Origin of the sequence: Chitinibacter sp. SCUT-21 (assembly GCA_041874755.1) — a bacterium.
Taxonomy (GTDB): domain Bacteria; phylum Pseudomonadota; class Gammaproteobacteria; order Burkholderiales; family Chitinibacteraceae; genus Chitinibacter.
This window is the reverse complement of the sequence record CP102611.1, coordinates 3,055,659-3,078,122: the sequence shown is the minus strand read 5'-3', so window position 1 is coordinate 3,078,122 and position 22,464 is coordinate 3,055,659. Positions and strand designations below refer to the sequence as shown.

22 protein-coding genes are annotated in these 22,464 nt (G+C 50.2%); 8 read left to right on the top strand and 14 right to left on the bottom strand.

Annotation, left to right across the window (positions count from 1 at the left end; all coding sequences use genetic code 11):
* Positions 1-53: 53 nt before the first annotated feature.
* On the bottom strand, positions 54-3,596 hold the full coding sequence (locus NT239_14355; protein ID XGA70930.1) for a response regulator: 3,543 nt from the start codon (positions 3,594-3,596) through the stop codon (positions 54-56).
* Positions 3,597-3,890: 294 nt separating this feature from the next.
* Positions 3,891-4,259, bottom strand: a complete 369-nt coding sequence (locus NT239_14350) for an Mth938-like domain-containing protein (protein XGA70929.1) — start codon at positions 4,257-4,259, stop codon at positions 3,891-3,893.
* Positions 4,260-4,408: 149 nt separating this feature from the next.
* Here NT239_14350 and NT239_14345 point away from each other — a divergent pair, with 149 nt between their 5' ends.
* From NT239_14345 to NT239_14325, 5 genes are all read left to right on the top strand, one after another.
* Positions 4,409-5,653, top strand: a complete 1,245-nt coding sequence (locus NT239_14345) for a pyridoxal phosphate-dependent aminotransferase (GenBank protein XGA70928.1) — start codon at positions 4,409-4,411, stop codon at positions 5,651-5,653.
* 55 nt (positions 5,654-5,708) lie between these two features.
* On the top strand, positions 5,709-7,022 hold the full coding sequence (locus NT239_14340; protein XGA70927.1) for a homoserine dehydrogenase: 1,314 nt from the start codon (positions 5,709-5,711) through the stop codon (positions 7,020-7,022).
* A 151-nt stretch (positions 7,023-7,173) separates the two neighbouring features.
* A complete protein-coding gene (gene thrC / locus NT239_14335; protein XGA70926.1) occupies positions 7,174-8,607 on the top strand; it encodes a threonine synthase in 1,434 nt (477 codons plus the stop codon).
* Between the two features lie 180 nt (positions 8,608-8,787).
* Positions 8,788-8,982, top strand: a complete 195-nt coding sequence (locus tag NT239_14330; GenBank protein ID XGA70925.1) for a Lar family restriction alleviation protein — start codon at positions 8,788-8,790, stop codon at positions 8,980-8,982.
* A gap of 94 nt (positions 8,983-9,076) precedes the next feature.
* A complete protein-coding gene (locus NT239_14325; protein ID XGA70924.1) occupies positions 9,077-9,277 on the top strand; it encodes a hypothetical protein in 201 nt (66 codons plus the stop codon).
* Positions 9,278-9,329: 52 nt separating this feature from the next.
* Here the strand turns inward: NT239_14325 and NT239_14320 are convergent, their stop codons facing one another.
* From NT239_14320 to NT239_14305, 4 genes are all read right to left on the bottom strand, one after another.
* A complete protein-coding gene (locus NT239_14320; GenBank protein XGA70923.1) occupies positions 9,330-9,833 on the bottom strand; it encodes a DinB family protein in 504 nt (167 codons plus the stop codon).
* A gap of 152 nt (positions 9,834-9,985) precedes the next feature.
* Positions 9,986-12,769, bottom strand: coding sequence for an insulinase family protein (locus NT239_14315; GenBank protein ID XGA70922.1), 2,784 nt, complete (start codon positions 12,767-12,769; stop codon positions 9,986-9,988).
* A gap of 112 nt (positions 12,770-12,881) precedes the next feature.
* On the bottom strand, positions 12,882-13,217 hold the full coding sequence (locus NT239_14310) for a YnfA family protein (protein ID XGA70921.1): 336 nt from the start codon (positions 13,215-13,217) through the stop codon (positions 12,882-12,884).
* A 1-nt stretch (position 13,218) separates the two neighbouring features.
* Positions 13,219-14,208, bottom strand: coding sequence for an NAD(P)H-quinone oxidoreductase (locus NT239_14305; protein ID XGA70920.1), 990 nt, complete (start codon positions 14,206-14,208; stop codon positions 13,219-13,221).
* Positions 14,209-14,573: 365 nt separating this feature from the next.
* On the opposite strand from NT239_14305, the gene NT239_14300 reads away from it, so the two are divergent.
* Both NT239_14300 and NT239_14295 read left to right on the top strand, forming a co-directional pair.
* Positions 14,574-15,188, top strand: coding sequence for a cytochrome b/b6 domain-containing protein (locus NT239_14300; GenBank protein XGA70919.1), 615 nt, complete (start codon positions 14,574-14,576; stop codon positions 15,186-15,188).
* A 17-nt stretch (positions 15,189-15,205) separates the two neighbouring features.
* A complete protein-coding gene (locus tag NT239_14295; GenBank protein ID XGA70918.1) occupies positions 15,206-15,865 on the top strand; it encodes an MCP four helix bundle domain-containing protein in 660 nt (219 codons plus the stop codon).
* A gap of 31 nt (positions 15,866-15,896) precedes the next feature.
* Here the strand turns inward: NT239_14295 and NT239_14290 are convergent, their stop codons facing one another.
* The 8 genes from NT239_14290 to NT239_14255 form a co-directional block, all read right to left on the bottom strand.
* Positions 15,897-16,358 carry a GNAT family N-acetyltransferase gene (locus NT239_14290; protein XGA70917.1) on the bottom strand — a complete coding sequence of 154 codons (462 nt, stop codon included), beginning with the start codon at positions 16,356-16,358 and terminating at the stop codon, positions 15,897-15,899.
* A 99-nt stretch (positions 16,359-16,457) separates the two neighbouring features.
* On the bottom strand, positions 16,458-16,937 hold the full coding sequence (locus tag NT239_14285) for a GNAT family N-acetyltransferase (GenBank protein ID XGA70916.1): 480 nt from the start codon (positions 16,935-16,937) through the stop codon (positions 16,458-16,460).
* Between the two features lie 75 nt (positions 16,938-17,012).
* Positions 17,013-17,453, bottom strand: a complete 441-nt coding sequence (locus NT239_14280) for a GNAT family N-acetyltransferase (GenBank protein XGA70915.1) — start codon at positions 17,451-17,453, stop codon at positions 17,013-17,015.
* Positions 17,454-17,544: 91 nt separating this feature from the next.
* The gene (locus NT239_14275; protein ID XGA70914.1) at positions 17,545-18,063 is read right to left on the bottom strand and encodes a hypothetical protein; all 519 of its coding nucleotides are present in this window, start codon (positions 18,061-18,063) and stop codon (positions 17,545-17,547) included.
* A gap of 105 nt (positions 18,064-18,168) precedes the next feature.
* On the bottom strand, positions 18,169-18,474 hold the full coding sequence (locus tag NT239_14270; protein XGA70913.1) for a DUF1330 domain-containing protein: 306 nt from the start codon (positions 18,472-18,474) through the stop codon (positions 18,169-18,171).
* Between the two features lie 81 nt (positions 18,475-18,555).
* Positions 18,556-19,707: a cell division protein ZapE gene (gene zapE / locus NT239_14265; protein ID XGA70912.1), complete on the bottom strand. Its 1,152-nt coding sequence runs from the start codon at positions 19,705-19,707 to the stop codon at positions 18,556-18,558.
* Positions 19,708-19,773: 66 nt separating this feature from the next.
* Positions 19,774-20,595: a transporter substrate-binding domain-containing protein gene (locus NT239_14260; GenBank protein ID XGA70911.1), complete on the bottom strand. Its 822-nt coding sequence runs from the start codon at positions 20,593-20,595 to the stop codon at positions 19,774-19,776.
* Between the two features lie 149 nt (positions 20,596-20,744).
* Positions 20,745-21,350, bottom strand: a complete 606-nt coding sequence (locus NT239_14255; GenBank protein XGA70910.1) for a peroxiredoxin C — start codon at positions 21,348-21,350, stop codon at positions 20,745-20,747.
* Between the two features lie 213 nt (positions 21,351-21,563).
* Here NT239_14255 and NT239_14250 point away from each other — a divergent pair, with 213 nt between their 5' ends.
* Positions 21,564-22,448, top strand: a complete 885-nt coding sequence (locus NT239_14250; protein ID XGA70909.1) for a hypothetical protein — start codon at positions 21,564-21,566, stop codon at positions 22,446-22,448.
* Positions 22,449-22,464 lie beyond the last annotated feature (16 nt).

Genomic DNA, 22,464 nt, shown 5'->3' with positions numbered 1-22,464 from the left:
CCGTATAGGTCGAAAAGCCAATCTTATATTATTCTTTCGACCCATACTCAGGATCAAACCACAGACTCAGTGGCCACATTCACCGCCAACCATTGTGTAATTTGCGTACAGGCCTGTGTCAAAGCGCTGGCCAACTCATCCAATTGTTCGGCTAAATCGCCTTGCCCGTGATGCAGTCTTTGCTCGATTATTGCAGCAAGCTGCATCACTTTGCCAGCCTCAACCTGCCCCGCCACGCCTTTTAACGTGTGGGCTAGGCGCTCAGCCTCGGCGAATTGTCCCTCAGCAATCAAACGCTGCAATTGCGCGGCACTATCTGCAAATCGCTCGACAAAACGTGGCAACATTTTGCTCAGCATTTTCATGCTGCCCATGCGTTGCAAAGCCGATAGAAAATCAACCCCATCGCTGGCAAAACTTGCCTGCGCGCTGACGGCGGGTTCTACGTGCGACAACATTACACCCCGACCTTGTGGCAAATAGGCTTGTAAGACGTGTTTTAGCGTTTGTGCATCAATCGGTTTGGATAAATGATCGTTCATCCCTGCCGCTAGGCAAAGTTCACGCTCACCTTCCATTGCGTGGGCGGTTAGCGCCAGAATAGGCAACTGATCACAGCCAGGCAGCGCCCGGATGGCGCGCGTAGTATCGCGACCATCCATATCAGGCATTTGCACATCCATCAAAATTACGTCAAAAGTCGTCGACATCACAGCGGCAATCGCCGCATTGCCACTACTTACGGCGGTTACGTCGGCCCCCATATTGCTCAACACCGTTTGCCCTAAATCGAGCAGGATGTCGGTATCTTCAACCAACAGGACGCGCAAACCTTGCAGCACCTCCTGCTCAGACGATGGCTGGTCTGCCGTCGCATTCGCTTGATCGAGATCCAGGGCTTGGGCAATCACGCTACGGATATGGCTGGGCACCAAGGGCTTAATTATGACTGGACAATCTTTTAAATTACTGTTTTGCGCCTGATTGACATCATCTAGGCCGTAGCACAGCAGAATAAGTGGTATACCTTGCGTGCTCAGTTTTTGCATTTGTTCGCAAATACCTTGGCCTGGTTGCTGGCAAAGTTTGACCTCTAAAAACAGCAGGTCGATCGCCTGATCAGAGGCCAAATAACTTTGCAGTTGAGCTGCATTATTCAGCACAACGGTCTGCCAGCCGAGCGCATGCAAGTGCTGGCTTAAATGCAGTGCATGATCTGGATTGCTGTCGGCAATAATTGCTCGACGCGCTTCAAAACAGGACAAGGGTTCGACCTGCTGCGCGGTTTTAACAAATTGCAATTCAAAACTAAACTCCGAACCCAAACCTAGCTCGCTATGCACGCGGATATGGCCACCCATTAAATGAATTAATTGCTGGCTAATTGCCAAGCCCAGCCCTGTTCCACCAAAACGCCGCGTGGTCGATGAATCGGCTTGGCTAAATAAATTAAACAAGCGTGCTTGCGCTTCGTCACTAATCCCTATTCCTGAGTCTTGCACGGCAAAACTAAGGGCTATGTTTTGTGCATCCTGTCGAACACAGCGCACAAACAAGCTCACATCACCCTGAGTGGTAAATTTAATTGCATTATTGAGTAGATTGAGCAGCACTTGCCCCAAACGCAAGGCGTCACCCTGTAAATAGTTGGGCACTTCGGGGGCAATTTCAAAACTTAAGCGCAAGCCTTTTTCCTGCGCCTGAATGGCAACAGTACCTGCTAACTGGCCAAACAACTGCATAACATCAAACGGGCTATTTTCGATTTCCAGCTTATTGGCTTCAATTTTGGAGAAGTCGAGCACATCATTCACCACCCCCAACAGCATTTGCGCTGAGATTTGGGCCCGACCAATATATTGTCGCTGCACACTTGTCAGATCATTTTTGGCTACCAAATTGGTGTAGCCCAAAATCGCGGTCAGTGGTGTACGAATTTCATGACTCATATTGGCCAAAAATTCGCTCTTCATTTTAACCGCGGCCTGTGCTTCATCACGCGCCAGCCTTAAGGCCTCTGTTTGTTCTTGCTGCTGAATGAGCAAGGCCCGAAACTGCACTACACCTTGCTCAATATCACTAATCTCGTCGCTGCCTTGCACGACCAAATCATCGGCCAATTGTCCTTGTGATAAGGAGCGCATGGCTTGGGCTAAACGTTCAAGTCGATTCCCGAGGTAGCGTGAGACATACAGCCAGCCAACGAGCAAAGCGACCAAAATCGATAGAAAAGTCGCAATCATCATGAAACGCACACTGTGCTTTATTTCTTTATCCAGCACCCTCACCTGTCCGCTTAAGCTACCTGATACCGAGGTGCTTAGCGAATGCGTAGTTTTTAGCAACTCATTGGTAACGCTTTTATTTTCTGCCTCTAAACGCTCTAAAAGCGCCTTGAGGATAATTTTGCGCGATGTTTGCGCCAAGATCAGTTGGTGTTGATGCTGTAAATTTTCCAAGGCAGTACGACTATCAAGCTGAGCCTGCCGAAATTGAGGATTCACAATGCGCTGCGTTGCCGCAAGCACCTCGTTATAAGTAGTTTGAAAACGATGGCTCTCTGCCTTTAACACTTCCTCATTTTGCGACCAGATCATCTTGCGTAAGGTGCTCATGAGCCGGAAATAGCCACTTTTTATTTGCTCGCTGGCCGTTAATGTTTGGACTTGGTTATTCACCAAATTCACCACCGAGCTGGTTGCTTCTTGGGTGATTAAATCACCGGTATGGTTCAGTTGATCCATTGCGCGCTGATTTAAACGGCTGGTATTGCGAAAGAAATTCGTCATCGCCTCTGACGAATCTCTGGAAACATTGGCCATTGGGGAGCGCAAAATCTTGATTAGCTTAGCCCCTTCCGCGCGAAACTCTGGTTCAGTTTGTAAAATGGCTTTTTCCAAACGATCAATAATTTCTGGGCCTTTCTTGCGAAAACCTTCGGCTCCCTCATTAACAATTAGCATTTGCAAACGCGAAATATCGGCCCGTACCGCAGTCGCTCCGATGCGCAATGATTTTTCGGCCTCATTTAACTTGGCCCATTTTTGCCCTGCTTGCGCAGAGGTTTTCGCTGCCGATAACAACAGATCTTCTTTAGCCTTATGCAGCAGTGGATCGATGCTTTTCTCAAAGCCAGCATTCATCGCCTCAACTTGCTGCACGATCAGGCGGTTCTTTTGATCAATTTCGATTAAGTCTTGAATAATCTGATTGGTTTCAACAAATTGCTTGCTGATTTGGCTATATTGCTCGGCCAGAGCTTGATTTTTTGTGCTGTAGAATGTTTCTAGCTGGCTTAGATGCGTGGGGGCTTGTTGCAATAAGGGGCCCAAATGTCGAAATGCATCGGCTCGACTCGCTTCATCACTGGCACTAGAGAGCTGATGGAGCCACAAAGCGACTTCCAAGGCATTTTTCTCTAATTCGGCAATGGTCCGCGTTGCCGGATAACTCTCTTTCGAAATATTGCTATAGGTTTGATCAACAGAACGAAACACCCAAATGGCGACTAGACCCGCACACAAGGTGGTCGCGGCAACAATCAAAAAAGCCATACGCAGTCGTAGCGTAATGGACGTCATTGCGGCAAATGGCATGCGACATCTCTTTAGTTTGTAATCCGCCCTGCAGCGGTTGGTTGGACGTTGAAAAGCCCGCGCAGCACCGTCATCGGCATCAGTTGCGAGCTCAGAATCTTCTAATTATTTCAACGATCTTACCAGACTCACTACAAGCACAATAAGCTCTAGCAGCAAGGCGATTCAAACACACCACAACTTAGTTCATACAGGAAACCACCTACATAAAATATCATGCACTGATTAGTTGTAAATTAGATAAAACAAAACCCTCTACCGAGGGTTTTGTGCAGGAATACCTGTTCGCGAGTGTTACTTATGCAGTATCAAAGCCAAAACTCGGCGCTCTTCGGCAACCAGCACATTAAAGGTGCGGCACAAAGCACCAGTGCCCATCACATCAACGCCGATCAACTTAGCCGACAATGCGGCGTAGAGTTTGGGATGCGGAAACTGAATATTGGCACCGGTCCCCAGCAAAACAAGTTCAGGCTGGTATTGCAATAAACTCGCAAAATCATCCTCGGTCAAATCGCTAAACTGCGTCGGGCGCCAGCTATGCACGGCATCGGGCAATACCAGCAAGCTGCCTGCATAGCGCTCTTGATTAACGTGAATCGACTCATGATCGTAAGCCGTGATTTGGTTCAGATGATCAACTTTGGACTGATGCAGCTTCATGGGAAACCTCAAATTTTCATTGCGATCATTTTAAATCATTGCAAAAGCACTGTGCTGTGCGTTTTGATACTTAATTGTTTGTTCGCTATGGCGAATCTTTCGATAGAATACGGGGTTTCCCCTAAAATTATTTTGCGTGGGCCGCACCGATGGAAGCCATTCTTAAATCGAACAAACTACTGAACATCTGCTACGAAATTCGCGGGCCGATTCCAGAGCGAGCCCGTCAGATGGAAGAAGACGGCCACCGCATTATTAAACTCAATATTGGCAATCTGGCCAACTTCGGTTTTGACGCACCTGAAGAAGTCGTGCAAGACGTGATTCGCAATCTATCGAACGCTGCGGGCTATGTCGATAGCAAAGGCTTGTTCCAAGCGCGCAAAGCGGTGATGCACTACACACAGCAAAAAAACATCAAAGATGTGACTGTTGATGATATTTACATCGGCAATGGCGCGTCCGAGCTGATCGTGATGAGTATGCAAGCGCTGCTCAATAATGGCGACGAAGTTTTGGTACCGATGCCGGATTATCCACTGTGGACTGCGGCCGTGAGCTTGGCGGGAGGCAAACCGCGCCATTACTTGTGCGATGAAGCCAACCACTGGTATCCGTCGATCGAAGATATGCGCGCCAAGATTACCGACAAAACGCGCGCGATTGTTGTGATCAACCCAAACAACCCAACGGGTGCGCTCTACCCAGACGAATTGCTCTTGCAAATCGTTGATCTGGCGCGCGAGCACGGCCTGATTATTTACGCCGATGAAATCTACGACAAAGTGTTGTACGACGGCGTAACGCACACGTCGATCGCCTCACTAGCTGATGACGTGCTGTTTATTACGTTTAACGGTTTATCGAAAAACTACCGTGCCTGTGGTTACCGCGCGGGCTGGATGATTGTATCTGGCGATAAAAAACCGGCGAAAGACTACATCGAAGGCCTGAATATGCTGGCGACGATGCGCTTGTGCGCCAATGTGCCTGCGCAATACGCGATTCAAACGGCGCTTGGTGGTTACCAAAGTATTGATGATCTGGTTAAAGAAGGCGGCCGTTTGGCTAAGCAACGCGATTTGGCGTACGAGATGCTCAGCGCCATTCCGGGCGTTAGCGTCATCAAACCGAAAGCCGCGCTGTATATGTTCCCGCGGCTGGACCCAGCGATTTACCCGGTCAGTGACGATCAGCAGTTGATGCTGGAACTACTGACCGAAGAAAAAGTACTATTGGTGCAAGGCACCGGCTTTAACTGGCACCAACCCGACCATTTCCGCGTGGTGTTCTTACCGAATTTAGATGACCTAACCGAGGCCATCAATCGCGTGGCTCGTTTCTTGGCTGGCTGGCGAAAACGCCACGGCACAGGCGAGTTTGCGGCAAAATAAAACTATCGTTTTAGATTTTAATTATTGGCAATTTTATTTTTCAGGAAAGTTCAGCATGAAAGCTATCAATGTAGGCCTGTGTGGCGTGGGGACTGTAGGTGGCGGTACTGCCACCGTTTTGAAGCGTAACGGCGAAGAAATCGCCCGCCGTGCGGGTCGCCCGATTGTCGTAAAAATGGCGGCCAATCGCGATCTCGCGCGCGCGCGCGAATTAGTCGGTGAAAATGTTACCTTGACCGACAACGCGATGGATGTGGTGAATAACCCAGACATCGACATCGTGGTTGAATTGATTGGCGGCACGACGATTGCCAAAGATTTGGTATTGGCGGCAATTGAAAACGGCAAACACGTCGTAACAGCCAACAAAAAATTGATCGCCGAATACGGCAATGAAATTTTCGCCAAAGCGCAAGAAAAAGGCGTGATGGTTGCATTTGAAGCCGCGGTTGCTGGCGGTATTCCCGTGATCAAGGCTTTGCGTGAAGGCCTGACCGCCAACAAAATCGAATGGGTAGCCGGCATTATCAACGGCACATCGAACTTCATCCTGACCGAAATGCGCGACAAAGGCTCGGCCTTTGCTGATGTATTGGCCGAAGCACAGCGCCTCGGTTACGCAGAAGCGGATCCAACCTTCGATATCGAAGGCCACGACGCAGCTCACAAACTGACGATCATGAGCGCGATTGCGTTTGGTATTCCAGTTCAGTTTGATAAAGCTTACCTCGAAGGCATCAGCAAACTGGAAGCTGCGGATATTAAATACGCCGCTGAATTGGGCTACCGCATCAAATTACTCGGCATGACTCGCCGCCGTCCAAACGGCATCGAATTGCGCGTGTCACCAACGCTAATCCCCGCTTCACGCTTGATCGCCAATGTCGACGGCGTGATGAACTCAGTATTAGTAAAAGGCGACGCAGTCGGCGCTACGATGTACTACGGCCCGGGCGCTGGTGCTGAACCAACAGCGTCTTCAGTGATTGCTGATCTGGTTGATATCACTCGCCTGCACACCGCAGACCCAGAGCACCGCGTACCGCATTTGGCTTTCCAGCCAACCGCGATGGCAAACCTGCCGATTCTGCCAATTTCTGAGGTAGAAACCTGCTACTACCTGCGCCTGAGCGTAAAAGATCTACCAGGCGTATTGGCGAATGTAACGGCGATCTTGGCTGAGGGCCAGATTTCGGTTGACGCAATGCTGCAAAAACCAGCAGCTTCGGCGAACGACGCTGCTGAAATCGTCATCGTGACGCACACGGCGATCGAGAAAAACGTCAATGCCGCGATTGCCAAAATCGAATTGTTGCCAAGCACGAACGGTAAAGTTGTGAAACTGCGCTTGGAACACCTAAACGGTTGATTGCATCGTAGGGTGGGTTAGGCCGAAGGCTGTAACCCACCATCGGCGTTGAAAGGCGGGTTACGCAATGCTAACCCGCCCTACGCAGCTCAATACCCAAATGGGTATAAACACGCAGACCAATCATATAAATATCTACGGGCCTATACCCATGAAATACATTTCTACCCGTGGTGGCGTTGCCGCCCAACAATTTAGCGATATCCTGCTTGGCGGTTTGATGGCCGACGGCGGTTTGTCGATTCCAGAAAGCTACCCACAGTTCTCGCAAGATGAACTCGTAGCACTGTCCAAACTGAACTACCGCGATCTGGCGTTTGCCGTGATCAGCCGTTTTGTTGACGATATTCCAGCGGCGGATTTAAAAGCGCTGATCGACAAAACCTACACCGCTGCCGTGTACAGCAATGGCCGCAATGCCGCTGATGCCGACCAAATCACGCCGATCATCAAACTGGACGACACCTTGGTGATCCAAGAATTGTCGAACGGCCCGACGCTGGCGTTTAAAGACATGGCGATGCAACTCTTGGGCAATTTGTTTGAGTACGTGTTAGCTGCGAAAGGCGAGCAAGTGAATATTTTGGGCGCAACTTCAGGCGACACCGGCTCGGCGGCGGAATACGCGATGCGCGGCAAAAAAGGCGTGAATGTGTTTATGCTCAGCCCATTTGGCAAAATGAGCCCGTTCCAGCGCGCGCAGATGTTTAGTCTGCAAGACGAGAACATTTTCAACTTGTCAGTCCATGGCTTTTTCGACGCGTGCCAAGACATCGTCAAAGATGTGAATAAAGACGCTGAATACAAAGCCAAATACAAAATCGGCGCGGTGAATTCGATCAACTGGGGTCGCATCGTTGCGCAAGTGGTTTACTACTTCAAAGGTTACTTCGCTGCGGCCAAGAATGTCGGCGACGTGGTTGATTTCTGCGTACCATCGGGCAACTTCGGCAATATCTGCGCCGGCCATATCGCGCGCCAGATGGGCTTGCCGATTGGCCAATTGATCGTTGCGACCAATGAAAACGACGTGCTCGACGAATTCTTCAAAACCGGCGGTTACCACCCGCGCGGTTTGGATCGCACTTACGAGACGTCTAGCCCATCGATGGACATCACCAAAGCATCGAACTTGGAACGTTTCGTTTTCGATTTGGTGGGTCGCGATGCGAGCAAACTGGCGGCGATGTGGAAATCGGTAGAAACTGGCGGCGGCTTTGAAATCGGCGAGCAATTGTTTGCGCAAATGCGCGACCAATACGGCTTTAAATCAGAAGCCAGTACGCACGCCGACCGCGTAGCGCATATCCGCGAAGTGTTTGAAAAATTCGGCGTCCAGATCGACCCGCACACCGCCGATGGCTACAAAGCCGCTAAAGCGCACCGCCGCAACGACGTGGTGATGGTGATTATGGAAACCGCATTGCCAGCCAAGTTTGAAACGACAATGGTAGAAGCGCTAAACCAGCCACCTGCTCGCCCAGCCGGCTTGGTGGGCTTGGAAGAGCTGCCACAACGTTTTGACGCGATTGACGCGGATGCGGCTAAAGTTAAAGCGTATTTAGCTGAACGTATTAAGTTGTAAGCCAATCTAAATCTGGCCTAGCGGCAGATACCCAAGGGCTGAGTGAAGTTCAACTCAGCCCTTTTACATATCATCAGCCAGCGCCATAAGCCCTACTCGCGCCCCGCCGTTTTTTAGCCTACAGTGCGAATTCATCACCGTGCGTATGGATAAAGCGCCCCATTTTCAAGAGAAGCCAATATGAGCGATCAAGCCCCTGCAGTCACCGCCAAACCTTGCCCCAAATGCGGCGCGCCAGCCGAACCGCAAAAAGCCGGTTCAAATCGATTCTGGGTACAGTGCAGTAAATTTGGCAAGAACGGCAATTGCAACGCGATCAGCCCGCAAGGCAGCAATAAAAAAGAAGCGATTGCCAATTGGAATAAGCTGCGCTAATTCGTCAGCTTTTACACCACATCACCGCGCATCAGCTTACTAAGCCCCTTGGCGCTGGTTTTATACAATGAAATCAGTTTAAGGGAGACTTAATATGAATCCGCAAAATCTCGACTCATCCGACTTAGTCAGCATCGAAGCGCAAGCTCAAGAGTTACAGCAACAGAGCAAACCACAAAGCGATCTACACCAAACCGCCAAGCGCTTAAAAATGCTGATGCAATTGGAATTAATCCGGCGCGGCATTTTTGATCGACAAAAAAACCAAATCCGCGCCCAGCAAATCAGCAAATAAGCACTAGGTATATTGCTCAAATCCTATTTAAATAGAGCTTTGCAAGACATACCTAGTCGTTGAGCATACTCAACAGCGGCAAATCGGTGACGCCAACATCAATGCCATATTGTTTGAGCAATGTACCCACTTGCCCGCGATGATGCGTTTGGTGATTGAATAAGTGCTGCACCTGCACCCAGCGCGGAATCGTTTGGGTAAAACCATACATCTTGCTCGTCCACGTCACCGGCTCGTTCAACCATTCGGCACTCAGCCCATCGGCCCAAGCAATTAAGCGCGCATCCATCGCCACACGCGCCGCGTGCAGATCGCTAAACTCACTAAACAGCGCTTCGCTCGACGGGGTATTCACCAGCTCCTCACCGGTAAAGCGCGACAACCACATCAAATCGCCCCACAAAATATGATCGAGCGTACGCTGGATCGAGCCAAAAAACGCCCCACGTTGCGCTTGGCGCTGCTCATCACTCAATTGCAGCGCCGCCGCATACACTTGCTGATTCTGCCACTGGTTATACGCCGCCATCAGTTGCGGCATGGAGCCTTGGAACATTGCGCATCTCCTTTCTGTGTGAGTAACACAGATCATCGTACATAATCAAAACTGGTTTTGAGAAAAAATCTTGGTAGTTCAAACCTTCATTAGGTGCATCAAATAAAACGCCGCATTAAAGCGGCGTTTTTGCTAATGCTCTTAGCTACTGATTACTGCGCTTTTAGTGGCAAATCAAGCTCACTCAAATCCGGCAAAGCCTTGCAATTGGCCTGCACCAGCCATTTTTCTGGCGCAAACCAGCTTCGCGCGGCAGCATCCACTTTTTCGCGGCTTAAGATCTGCTCTGGCTTGGGGTTGACCCAGTTAAAATCCGTGTTGTTCACCCAATGAAACATCTGTGCATAAGCGTAACCAATTGCTTGCTTTGGTGCATTATTCAATCCATTTCTCATATATTCGTGCATGGCTTTGAGCTCCTTGTCGGTCACCGAATTCAAGCTCAACTCACGCAGCGTTTTGGCTGTTGCTAAGATAGCGGGGCCACATTTATCTGCATCTGCGCTGTACTGAAGATTAATAATCGGCCCAAAATATGGGGAAATCTCATACCAGCTCGCAACCTCATAACTATCGCCAGAATTTTCCCGCAGCACATTCCATGAGCGCTGCTTTGCTATATCCGCCAAACCTTCCAACATAAATCCAGTTGATGTACTACTCGGTACGCCATCCATTGCATGGCTCCACAGCGTATACGCAGGGTTAGCCGTTTCAAATTCACTCAAGGAGCCCTTAATCCGAGCACTTAAGCTCAAGTTTTGAAAGCCATACTTTTTCGGTAGTATTGGTTTAACAAGCAAAGTAGGGTTTGGCGTTTTTGGCGCAGGAATACTGGCAATATAACGCTCAACCAGATCTTTCATTTGCGCCATATCCTTCACCCCAGTAATCATCACGCGTAACTCAGCGGGGTTGCCAAAGAACTGTTGTCGAAGTGAATCTAGCTTTTCAAGACTAATCTCAAAGTCTTCTAAACTTCCCCATACCCTAAAAGGCCAAGCTGAACCATAGAGAAATTGATTACTACCTGGCCCCTTGTATTCAATTGCACCTTGATTGATGGCTGTTTTACGCGCGCCATCATCACTGCGAGGCTGCGCCAAAGCCAAATGAATGGTCTGCATCATCGGCAACAAAGAGCGTTGTGCCGCGTCACCAGCAAAACCATGCTGAGCGGTTTCAAAAGTAGGGAACAGTTGCATATCTTCATTGCGCAAAGCTTGCTGCACCTCGGCTACATTCAGTGCACCGATTCCAGATAAATTCATATATCGCGTTAATACTTGCGAACTCGCTTGCAATTCTTTTGGCAGTGCTAGCGCTCCACCCGCAAAACGCCCATTAATCCCAATTCGCTCATCGGCCTGTCTTTGTGGGCGAAGCAAAACTTTTACTCCATTCGATAAAGTCCACTCCGTTACACCCTGCTCTGCCCGCTCCTGCATCACTTTACCGCGCAGAGGTTCTTTTGATATCAGCGGTTTAGCCGCCTCAATCGTCGTTTTTTGCAGCGCCTCAGAATTCACTCGCTTGACCATGGCCGCCAAGGTTTCATCGTTCCATTTTTCATTCGCTTTATCGCGCGTAACGCCGGAATACAAAACGCTCGCCAATTGATCTGGCGTTGTCAAAATTTGCTGTAGCGCGGCATTCACTGAACTAACATTGATCGTATTAGTATTGAGCGGCCCAGAATGCGCTTTCACATTCAACGTTGCAACGCCAAGTTTGGCTGCGTTCATGAGCGAATCGGCCCAAAATGTAGTGTGATTAGGCAAATTTTCTAGATACAGAGCGAGGCTGGAACTAGCTTCAAGGACTTCTTGCTCAATCAAACCAAATTCGCGGGCCCGGCGAATTTCGCGATAAAGCTGCTCTAAGCCTTCACCTAATTTTTCATCTTTTACAGCCGCATACAAAGTCAGATATCGCTCTCGGCCAACCATACCACTAAAGTCCACCCATTCGGCACGGGCCAGCACTTGCTGATCCTTGGCGGAGATCGCCTGCAAACGACGCTGCATGCATATCATGGCAATAGCTTGCAATTGGACTTGTTCTGCATCGAGCAATGGGCTTTGCAAGAAATTCCATGCCACCGCGAATTCGTTTTGCGGCCACGGTGGTGGGCTACCACGATACATGCGCACTGTAGGCGTAGGTTGAAAATTCGGGTGTTGTGCAATGCCATCGCCTTGCGGCGCTTTGGCAAAACGCTTTTTAATTTGCTCTTCTATATCCTTGGGTACATCACCCACCACCACCAAGGTCATCTTTTGTGGTTGATATAAGCGTCGATACAAAGCCCCCACTTGATCAAGCGACACCTCTCGAATATCCATATTCTCGCCCAAAGGCATTTGCTGTAAATATTTTGAATCTGGCATCAACGCAGACAAATAAGACCTAAAGCCATTACCACGAAGGCGCCCTTCATCCAATACAATTTGTCGCTCTAGATCTAATGCAGCAGCATCAAAAATTACATCGCCATTGGCCCAGTCGGCCATTAATTGTAGTCCTTGTCCCAACGACTCCTGCTTGAGCTTAAGCATATAGCCCGTGTTTTCATGGGCTGTGAACGCATTACTGTCATTCACTAAGCGTAACCCATTGCTGTTTAATAGCGCTTTTAGCTGATCTGCAGGAAAACTTTTTGTCTGGCGAAAAGCCATATGTTCGATTAAGTGAGCGATACCACGCTCGCCCGGTAGCTCATCCATCGAGCCACTATTTACAAGCAAACGCAGCTCAACTTCGCGCTCCCCACCAGCTTTAGCAGGCATGGCTTTGATCATATAGCGCAAGCCATTGGGCAATTGGCCTTGCTTTACACTGCTATGCAGGTGCGGAATCAATGGCAGTTTGTCAGCTAAAGATAATGATGAGAAAGCAGAAAATATAGAAACAGCAACAATGAATGACTTATTCATGACGGGCTCTAAAAATATTGAGCCGCGATTATGACATAGGCTTGCTATGGTTTTTCCTGAGGAATCCTCAGGTTTTAACGAAATATCAACTCAAACCCTGCGAGTTAATTCACTACGATTGGCTAGGCTGCAGCGCTATCACCGCCATGCCTGTCAAGGCCAGCGCTGCGCCGATCCAATCCCAGCGCGTCAGCACTATACCGTCAACCCAGCGCAGCCAGAGTAAGGCTACGGCGATGTACATGCCGCCGTAGGCGGCGTAGATGCGGCCTGAGGCGCTGGGGTGTAGCGTGAGCAGGTAGGCGAATAGCGCCAACGACAGCGCGGCGGGAATTAGCCAGAGTGCGGATTTGCCTTGCTTGAGCACCAGCCACGGTAAATAGCAGCCGACGATTTCGGCAATCGCTGTGATTGCAAACAAGGCACTGAGTTTTAGTAATTCCAGCATCTTAGCCCTTCCCGCTCGGCGTAAACTGCAAAACCACTTTGCCTAGATTACGGTTCTGCGCCAGATAGTCATGCGCAGCGGGCGCGTCGGCAAAGGCAAAATGGCGATCGAGCGTGATGTTAAATTCGCCCATCGCAATCCGCGGTAGCACTTCGCTGCGCAAGGCCAGCGTTAAGGCCGCTTTGCGCGCCAGCGGCAAGCTACGCAAGGTGGAACCGCTGATGCGCTGACGCTTGACGAGCAAGAGGCCCAGATTCAGTTGCGCCTCTACGCCGCCCAATAGGCCAATCACGATCATTTGCCCATCCTGATTAAGACAGCGTTGATTGCCGGCCAAATACTGCCCACCGACGGTATCCAAAATCAAATCCGCACCGCCTGCGGCTTTAACTTCGGCGGCAAAATCTTGCTCGCGGTAATTGATCACCAGATCAGCGCCGAGCGCACGGATGAAATCCAATTTGGCTGGCGAGCTGCTTGTTGCCGCCACCCACGCTCCGCACGCTTTAGCCAGCTGAATCGCCGCCGCGCCCACGCCGCTGGCACCAGCATGGATTAATACGCGTTGCCCCGCGCTACTCCCATTGAGGCGCAAGCCGCCCAGCTCGACTAAATTCAGCCAAGCGGTTAGCCATGCTTCGGGCAAGCTGGCTGCCGATAAATCATCAAGGGTATTGGGCTGCAGAATAGATAGAGATTGATCCAACAGGCAATACTCTGCATAGGCACCACCCGCCACCAAACCAAATACCTTGTCGCCAAGGCGAAAATCGCTCACACCCTCACCCAGTGCAACCACCTCGCCGGCGATTTCCAAGCCCAAAATTTCCGACTCGCCCGGCGGCGGTGGGTATTTGCCCGCCACTTGGATTAAATCGGCGCGATTCACGCCTGCCGCGGCCACTTTCACCAATAACTGGCCCGCTGCGGGGCTTGGCATCGGATGCTCAACCAGCGCGAGTTGCCCTTGCTGGGCGATAAATGCGTACATGCTTATCCTTGCTCAGTGACGGCAGTTGATCGGATCGAACATGGCCCACAGGTGCAAGCCGAATGCGAGCCGTGATTATCAATAAAGTAGTTGGAAAACACCAACCGCAAAGCTCAAACAGCCCTCTACTCCCCCTAAATGCGAGGCTGGATTTGATTTGCGACAAACGCCACCGTCATAGCAAATACCCAGCGCAGATTGTGTGATCTAATTTCAACTGGGCTAGCTGCCTTTACAGGATTTAGCCCGTATCGCTTCTGAATGGCGATCAGCGATTGTTTGCACTATGCAGAAAGTAGCTACGTAGCAAACCGAGAGTCGATATCGACGATAGATTGTACCGCCATCAACACAGAGAGACGATCATGAATCAGAGCGCAACACAATGCTATCACCCACTGTCACTCGCCGGGCACTGGCTCGCAGCGGCGCTGGCCGTACTGTGCATGCTAACGGTTTTGCTCGCCAGCATACTCGGGCGGCGGCACCCTGCGCATGATGTGTTGATGTTGACGCATATGTGGAGTGGGCAAGGGCTATTTTTGGTTAATTTATTGCGGCTATTAGTGCTCAGCACATTCGGCCAGCCAGCGCCTGCTGGCCTGAATGAAGATCAAAAAATGGGCAGCGCGGTGCTCCACGCCCTGCTTTATGGCTTAGTGGGGTTTTTGGCCTGCTCCAGCGCGCTGATGCTTTTGGCACAAGCGGCGGGACAGCAATGGCTAGGCATGACGATACCGCTGCTGTTAACCGGTGGCGCAGTGATGCTGGTAGCGCAATGCCATCAACTTGCAGGAATTTTGCTGGTGTTTGTTACACTGGCACATATTGCAATGGCCTATGCCTTGCATGTGAAGGGCGAGGAAAGTGTATTGTCTCGCATGACGCCCAAAGGGCGCGCATTAGACTACCTGACCTCGCAGCAAGGCGAAGACAACTATGCGCGCATTGATCGCCACCCCACCCCACCGCTGAGTTAATTAAGGCGCACTACCCGATGAGTTTTGGCATTTTACAGCGCTTTCATGCTGTCGTTGGCGGCGCCATTTTGGCCGTTGTCGTCACCGGTTTGATCGGTTTTTTTAGCTCACAATGGATGTCGGAAGAAATCGAATTTACCGATGAAAACATCTTTCGCAGCCTCGCCGTTTTATCCAGTATTGAACGTGATTTCTTACTAATACGCGTCAATGCGCTCTATCACCTCACCTATGAAGACCCGCTAAAACAAGCGCCGCATGAAAATACCATCCGACACAATATTGCGCAGATTCAATTGCACCTGCAAAACTATCAAACCGAATTAGTCGTCAATCGCAAAGACGGCGAGCTACTACAACGCGATCGAGAATTGCTCGATGAATACCTAATCGCGCTGGAAAAAGCGCTAGCGGCCTCGAAAGCGGGTAAACGGATCGAGGCACTAGCGATTGTAGAAAGCGAATGGAAGCCCGCCGGCGAGCGACTCACCGCAGCGTTTAGCGATCATGCACAATACAAAGAGCGGCTGGTGGATCAAGTGATGCAGCAATCAATGCACAGTGGGCGCAGAAACTCATGGATTTTGCTCGGCTTCACCGCATTTGCCGTGCTCTTGGTGCTGGCAGTGGCGTATTTGTTTCAGCGCAGCCTACAAAACACCCAAGGCAAGCAATAAACCCACCAGCGAAGCTCCACCCCAGCCGTAATTAAACCGCCAATTCTTTAGTCATAAACAGGCTAAATTCGTTTTCGCGATAATCAGCAAACGGCCCGCACTCGCTAAAGCCGCGTTGCCGATACAGGGTATGCGCAGGGATAAAATCGGGCGTGGTTCCCGTTTCCAAACTTAACCGTGCAATACCGCGCTCACGCGCTTGGCGCTCGATCTCGTCCAAAATCGCGCGTGCCGCGCCACGGCGCAAGTGCTGGCTTGCGGTGCGCATCGATTTAATTTCCGCATGTAGGGCATCCAGCTGCTTGAATGCACCACAAGCGAGCAGCGCTTCGCCATCCCACGCGGTTAAAAACGTAATCTCCGGCGCTTTTAAAGCGTCCAAATCCAGCGCAAACACGCACTCGGCCGGCGAGCTGGCGTACATGCCCGCCAAGTGTTCATTTAATAAAGCGGCGACTTTGGGGTGGGAAAGGTCGTCGATGATGATGCGCATGGGGGGCTCCGCAGAGTCTAAAGAGATATGGGTATTTAGCAAGATACATGCCTAAATTGATTAAGCGCTCAAGCCGTCAAATCGTGCACATGAACAAAACTACTTCAACTGTAAAGCCATGGGATAGTATGCAACTCCGTGCCAGTATTTTTTATCATCAATAAATTCAAAGCCGTTTTTTACATAAAATTGCGCTGAATTGAACGACGCCGCGACGGTTACTCTATGTTTCGCCTTGATTAAATCCACACTGCCAATTGCTTTTTGCAACAACAGGCGACCAACCCCACTTTTCTGATTCGATGTTGCAACAAATAATTGATGAATATGCCCAAGCGGAGAGATCGAAACAAAACCGACTAATTTATCAGTACATTTCGCCGCAAAATATTGAAATCCCTGCTGCTGTAATTCAATCGCGCATTGGTGAGTATTTGCTTCGAGAAATAATGCTTGCTGTTTTAATTCAACTCCGTGAAAAAAATGGGTGCGAGCAGATTCATGCAGCAAGAAAATTGCTTGCTCAAGATCATCAGCGTCACAGGTGCCGATGACGACATCATTTAAGCAAATACCCATCAGAGAATCCCTCCATTATCCAACAACACCCGATCTCTGCCTCGCCAACAAATTATTAATCTTCAAATCGCGCAGCTAATTAGGCCGTTTAATCACAAAACCTTTTTCAATTCCGCTTTTAAAGCCCACCGACTCGTACACCGAATGCGCCGCAGTCAGCTGCTCGCCCGATAGCAGCATCACTTTGTAGCAATCGCGCTGCCACGCCAAGGAGAGCGCGAATTCCAACACTTGGCGACTTAGCCCACGGCGGCGATAGGCGCTGGCGGTGATCACATGCTCGATGATGCCAAACGGTCTGGCGCCATTGGCGATGCTGCGATTGATGCTCAAAGCACAGGTCGCGGCCAGCACGCCATCGATCTCGGCCACGACAATCTGCGTGTTTGGATCGTCAATAATCTGCGCCCAGCGCTCTTGCGCAAGATCCTCGGCCAAGGCCGGATCATGCGGGCGCAGCTCTTGATACAAGCGCAGTACACCGGCTAAGTCATTAGAATTTGCGACTCTAATCATTGATTCAAAATCCCAAGTAATCAGGTAGGAACGATTAGCGTAGCGTAATCGTACATAGCAAATTTCTCCGATTTAGCTGTGCTAATCGGAGCTATGATGCTGGAAAGCTTTTTACTATTTCAATTTCTTTCAGTAGCCAAGGATCACAGGTGTACTCAAACTCTTCCATCTGTACAGCGCTGTGTTGATTTGGCTCTGCCAAAATTGCCTCGGGAGGGGCATACGCTTTTAAAAGAATCCCGCCAGATTCAATGGCATTTAACCCGCTTGCAAATCGCTCTGCCACTTCAATTTTGGGGCTCCAGCAAAAACCAATTAAATTTTTCTCATGTAGAAATTGGCACTCGCCTCTATAGAGCCACAATCCAGAACCACCGTAACCTGGCAGGTATTTTTTAAGGACACACAGAACTAATCTGTCGTCCTGAATTTTTCTGCGCAGATGGCCCCCGTTCACAGTCCAAAGCATGTGGGCTTTATGTTTTACAGACAGCTCTGGCTCTCCTCGCTTAGCGAGCAACAGAAATGTGTCACGCCAGACACTTCCATCAATGTCAATGATGTATTCCCCGTTGAGAAACATCTCTGCAAGTTCATTCGGCGTAGGCATTACTATTTTTTACCCCATGCATTCTTAATTGATGCTGAAAAAAATTGGGTGAAAGTACCGTAAGCGGCAAAGGCAATCGCCGAAGTCTGACCGAACTCAACCAAATTATTCTGGCTGCGCCCCCTCATACCCTTCGACAATCACCAAATCAATCTCACACGCGCCATCGCGCAAGGCTTTGGCATTTTGATACGGTACGGAGTGATAGCAATCGAGTGCGGCTTGATAAGTTGGGAATTGAACGATGGTGTTGCGTGAACGGGTATTGCCTTCTACGCATTGATACTGGCCAGCTCTAACCAGATACTGGGCGCCATATTGTGCCAGTGCCGCGCCGTTGGCGGCAATGTAGGCTTGAAAGGGTTCTAGCTGATTGATGTCGAGACGGACGATCCAATATCCTTTGGCCATGGTTTTGCTCTGATTTATACGATAAGCAAAACCATAACATAAAGTCAGATTCAGCAGACTAGCTACGATGCGCAGCGCAAATCAGGTTTCAATCAAGCCAGCCTGCGCTTGCTCGACGCTTTGGTGTGCCAGCGCGAGGTATTCTTTCGATTGCATTTCGGTCATGCGGCTGGCGGTGCGGAAAAATTCGCTGGCTTGCAGGCCTTCAACATACACTTCTTCGACCGGCACGTCGGCGGCGATGATCAGCTTCACGCGGTGGTCGTAAAACACGTCGACCAGCCAGGTAAAGCGGCGCGCTAGATTGCTTTGCTCGGCCTTAAGTTTGGGCAGGCCCGATAAAAATACCGTGTGATATTCCTGCGCCAAGGCCAGATAATCGGCCTGACCGCGGCCATCGCCGCACAGCACGGCAAAATCAAACCAGATGGCGCCACCGGCGCGGCGATGCGCTTTGATTTTGCGCCCTTCGATGGTGAGGTGCGGGTCTTGATCGTTGCCGGTGCTCATTTTGCCAAACAACTCGGCCATTTCGCGCTCAGTGTCGCTGCTTTGCGGCTGCAAATAGGTGCGCGCAGCAGTCAGCGTACGCAGGCGGAAGTCTTGCCCGCCGTCGACGTTCAGCACATCGAGGCGCGCTTTCAGTAATTCAATCGTCGGCAGGAAGTTGGCGCGTTGCAGGCCATTCGGGTACAGGCCATCGGGGGTGTAGTTGGAGGTCGTTACCAGCACGACGCCGCGGTTAAAGAGCTGCTCCATCAGCCGGCCCAAAATCATTGCGTCGGCAATGTCGGAAACGTGAAACTCGTCAAAACACAGCACGCGTACGGCTTTGGCCCATTTGTCGGCGACTTTGGCCAGCGGATCGTCGCTGCCTTGCTGCGCGCGCAGCTCGCGGTGCACCTCCTGCATAAAGTGGTGAAAATGCAGGCGTTTTTTGCGCTTGTATGGCAAGCCGGCGTAAAACGCGTCCATCAAGAAACTTTTGCCGCGCCCAACGCCGCCCCAAAAATACAGGCCACGCGGTAAGTCGGGCATCGGCAGCAGCGTTTTGCCAAACAGGCGATTGCGCTTTTGCTTGAACACCACCAGCGATTGCCAAAGGCTTTCGAGCTTTTCAATCGCCGCAGCTTGCGATTCGTCGGCAATAAAGCCGGGTTGGCTGGCGAGCGATTGGTACCAAGTCAACGGGCTAACTCCCGTTTGCGGTGGGGCAATAACGTGCTGCGACATGAGCAAAATCCAAGATTCAGTGGCGGCATTATAAAGGCGATTGCACCGACTGTGATGCGGCGAACGCTAATTAGGGCGATGTTGTGCTTGCAGTGGCGTGAGGCTCATCAAGCCATCGGGCGGCAAAGTGGCTTGAAATTCGCGCCACAAAGCCTGCGAGTTGAGCCATTGTTGCAGCATGATTTTTAATTGGGCTCGGTCAGTAGCCGGTAGGCTATTGGATAAATACACACCCGAGGGTATAGGCTCGAAATCATTGCTGCGAATATATCGCAGGCGTTTACCCAGCGTGGTATCTAAGCCCAAGGTTTGCACATTGCCGTACAAAATATGCGCGGACATGATGGTAATGTCGGCGCGATCAGCGTCCATTTTTTTGGCAATCACAGCCGCGTCGATCACGTCTTCAACCATTCCCGCCTTGCGCAAGCGATCGATGGCTTTGCGGTACGCCTCGCCCCAGTCGTAGCTGCGCACGATATTCACCCGCAGCTGTGGGTGTTTTAAAATATCGTCGATGCTGCTGAGATGAAGTTCAGGTCGGGCCGAGATAATCAGCGGCGTGGAATAAAACAGCGGAACAAACTCGCCCAAACGGTCTTTTTCTGGCGTTTGTGATTCGGGGATAATCAGCTGGCCTTCGCCAGTTTGAAACATATTGGCCATGCGTGCGCGCGGCACAATTTCAAATTTAAACGTGCAGCCGACCCTTTTGCTGCTTTGGCGCAAAAGCTTGGGATAAACGCCAGATACTTCGTGCGTTTGCTCATTGGCGATGACAAATTTACCCGCTGGCGCGGCAGGCACAAGCACGGTCTGGCTACATGCGGCGTGGATTTTCACACTGGCCAGCAACAAAAAGGCCAAGCACAACGCTGGCAGCTGCATAGGGCAAACCTTTGGCTACAGTTTGAGGATGAACAATTTAACATAGCGCATCTTCTAGCCCACTCGGGAAAAACCAGCGCAAAAATCCGCTATGAAATACAGCCGAAAAAAAACCCCGCAGCGCGGGGTTTTTTCAGCACAGGCGTAAATTACAGCGCAGCTGCGTTTTCTGCCAAGTAATCAGCAACGCCAGCAGCGTCAGCTTTCATGCCTTTTTTACCTTGTTTCCAACCCGCTGGGCAAACTTCGCCGTGCTCTTCAGTGAATTGCAGCGCATCGATTACGCGCAACATTTCGTCGATATCACGACCCAATGGCAGATTATTTACCACTTGGTGTTGTACCACGCCGTTTTTGTCGATCAGGAACGAGCCGCGCAATGCCACGCCAGCTTCAGCCAATTCAACGTCGTAAGCTTGGCAAATTTCGTGTTTAACGTCAGCTACCAAAGTGTAGCCCACTTGGCCGATACCGCCTTTGTCCACTGGCGTATTGCGCCATGCAGCGTGAGTAAATTGGCTGTCGATCGATACACCGATCACTTCTACGTTACGTTTTTTGAATTCTTCCAGGCGGTGATCAAAAGCGATCAACTCTGATGGGCATACGAAAGTGAAGTCCAATGGGTAGAAGAAAATCACAGCGTATTTGCCAGCAGTCGCGGCTTTCAGATTGTAGCTATCTACGATCTGGCCATTGCCAAGTACGGCAGCAGCGGTAAAGTCAGGGGCTTGCTTTGCAACGAGAACAGCCATTTGAATACTCCTAGGGTAGGTTAAAACAGGATCTGCTTACTTTAGACATGGGGGCACAATCCGTCAAATCAAGAGTATTCATCTACTTCATAGTTAAATACTATAAGGGCAGCAGAAATGGCCTAGATGGAGTAGATCACTTTAGGGAAAACACGGTTTGCGTTTTGGCTTACAACTTGCCATGATCATAGCATTGCAGAATCATTAGGAATCATGATGCGCCAATTTAAACAACTCACAGTGGCCCTTTCTGTCGCACTCATGGCAAGTCAGACCCCTGCTTGGGCAAGTGACAAAGTCATCACGATCTTAACGCAGCAAGATGTATTTAATGATTACCAAAAATTCATCGGGCAACGCGACCCCCTCACCTTAACGAGCTACGGTGGAACTGGTTCGCGGCGCGATGTGGTTGAGCTCATTTTGGTGCAGCAAGCACTGAAAGCCGGTGGCAATGAATTACCGATCAAGATTGTAAAAGTGGACAATAGCAGCGATTCCTACAGTCGCTATATCAAAGAAATCACCAGCGGCAGTGCCACAATGGGCGGCAATAGTGCATGGCAAATTGATTTAAACCCCCTCGCCGATAAGGTATTTATTTCCGACCCAGTCATTCGCAATGGTGAATTTGAAGCGGGTTTTTACACCACCGCAGATAACGCCGATGCACGATTGACTCGCACATTGCCTGAATTACAAAAGCTCACCGCCGTCGTGGCCGAAAGCTGGAAACCCGATGTCGCCACATTGGAAAGCTTGAAATTTTCCAATTTATTAAAAACCCAAAGCTGGGATTCGATGGTGGGCATGCTGTTTAAAAAACGGGCCGATGTCGTGCTAGCCCCGTTTCAGCCGACAGCCGATATGTCGATGGATGTTGGCGGAAAAAAACTGGTGCCGATTCAAAATGTGAAAGTCGGCCTACAAGGCAGCCGCCATTTTTTCGTCAGCAAAGCCGCGCCTAATGGAGCTCAAGTGGCTAAGCAGCTCGACCTTGGCCTCGATAAATTGCGCGACAAAGGCTTAATCGAAAAAGCCTACCGAGAATCGGGTTTTTTCAATCTGGCCACCAAAAACTGGAATCGCCTCAATTAACTACCATAAAAAAACC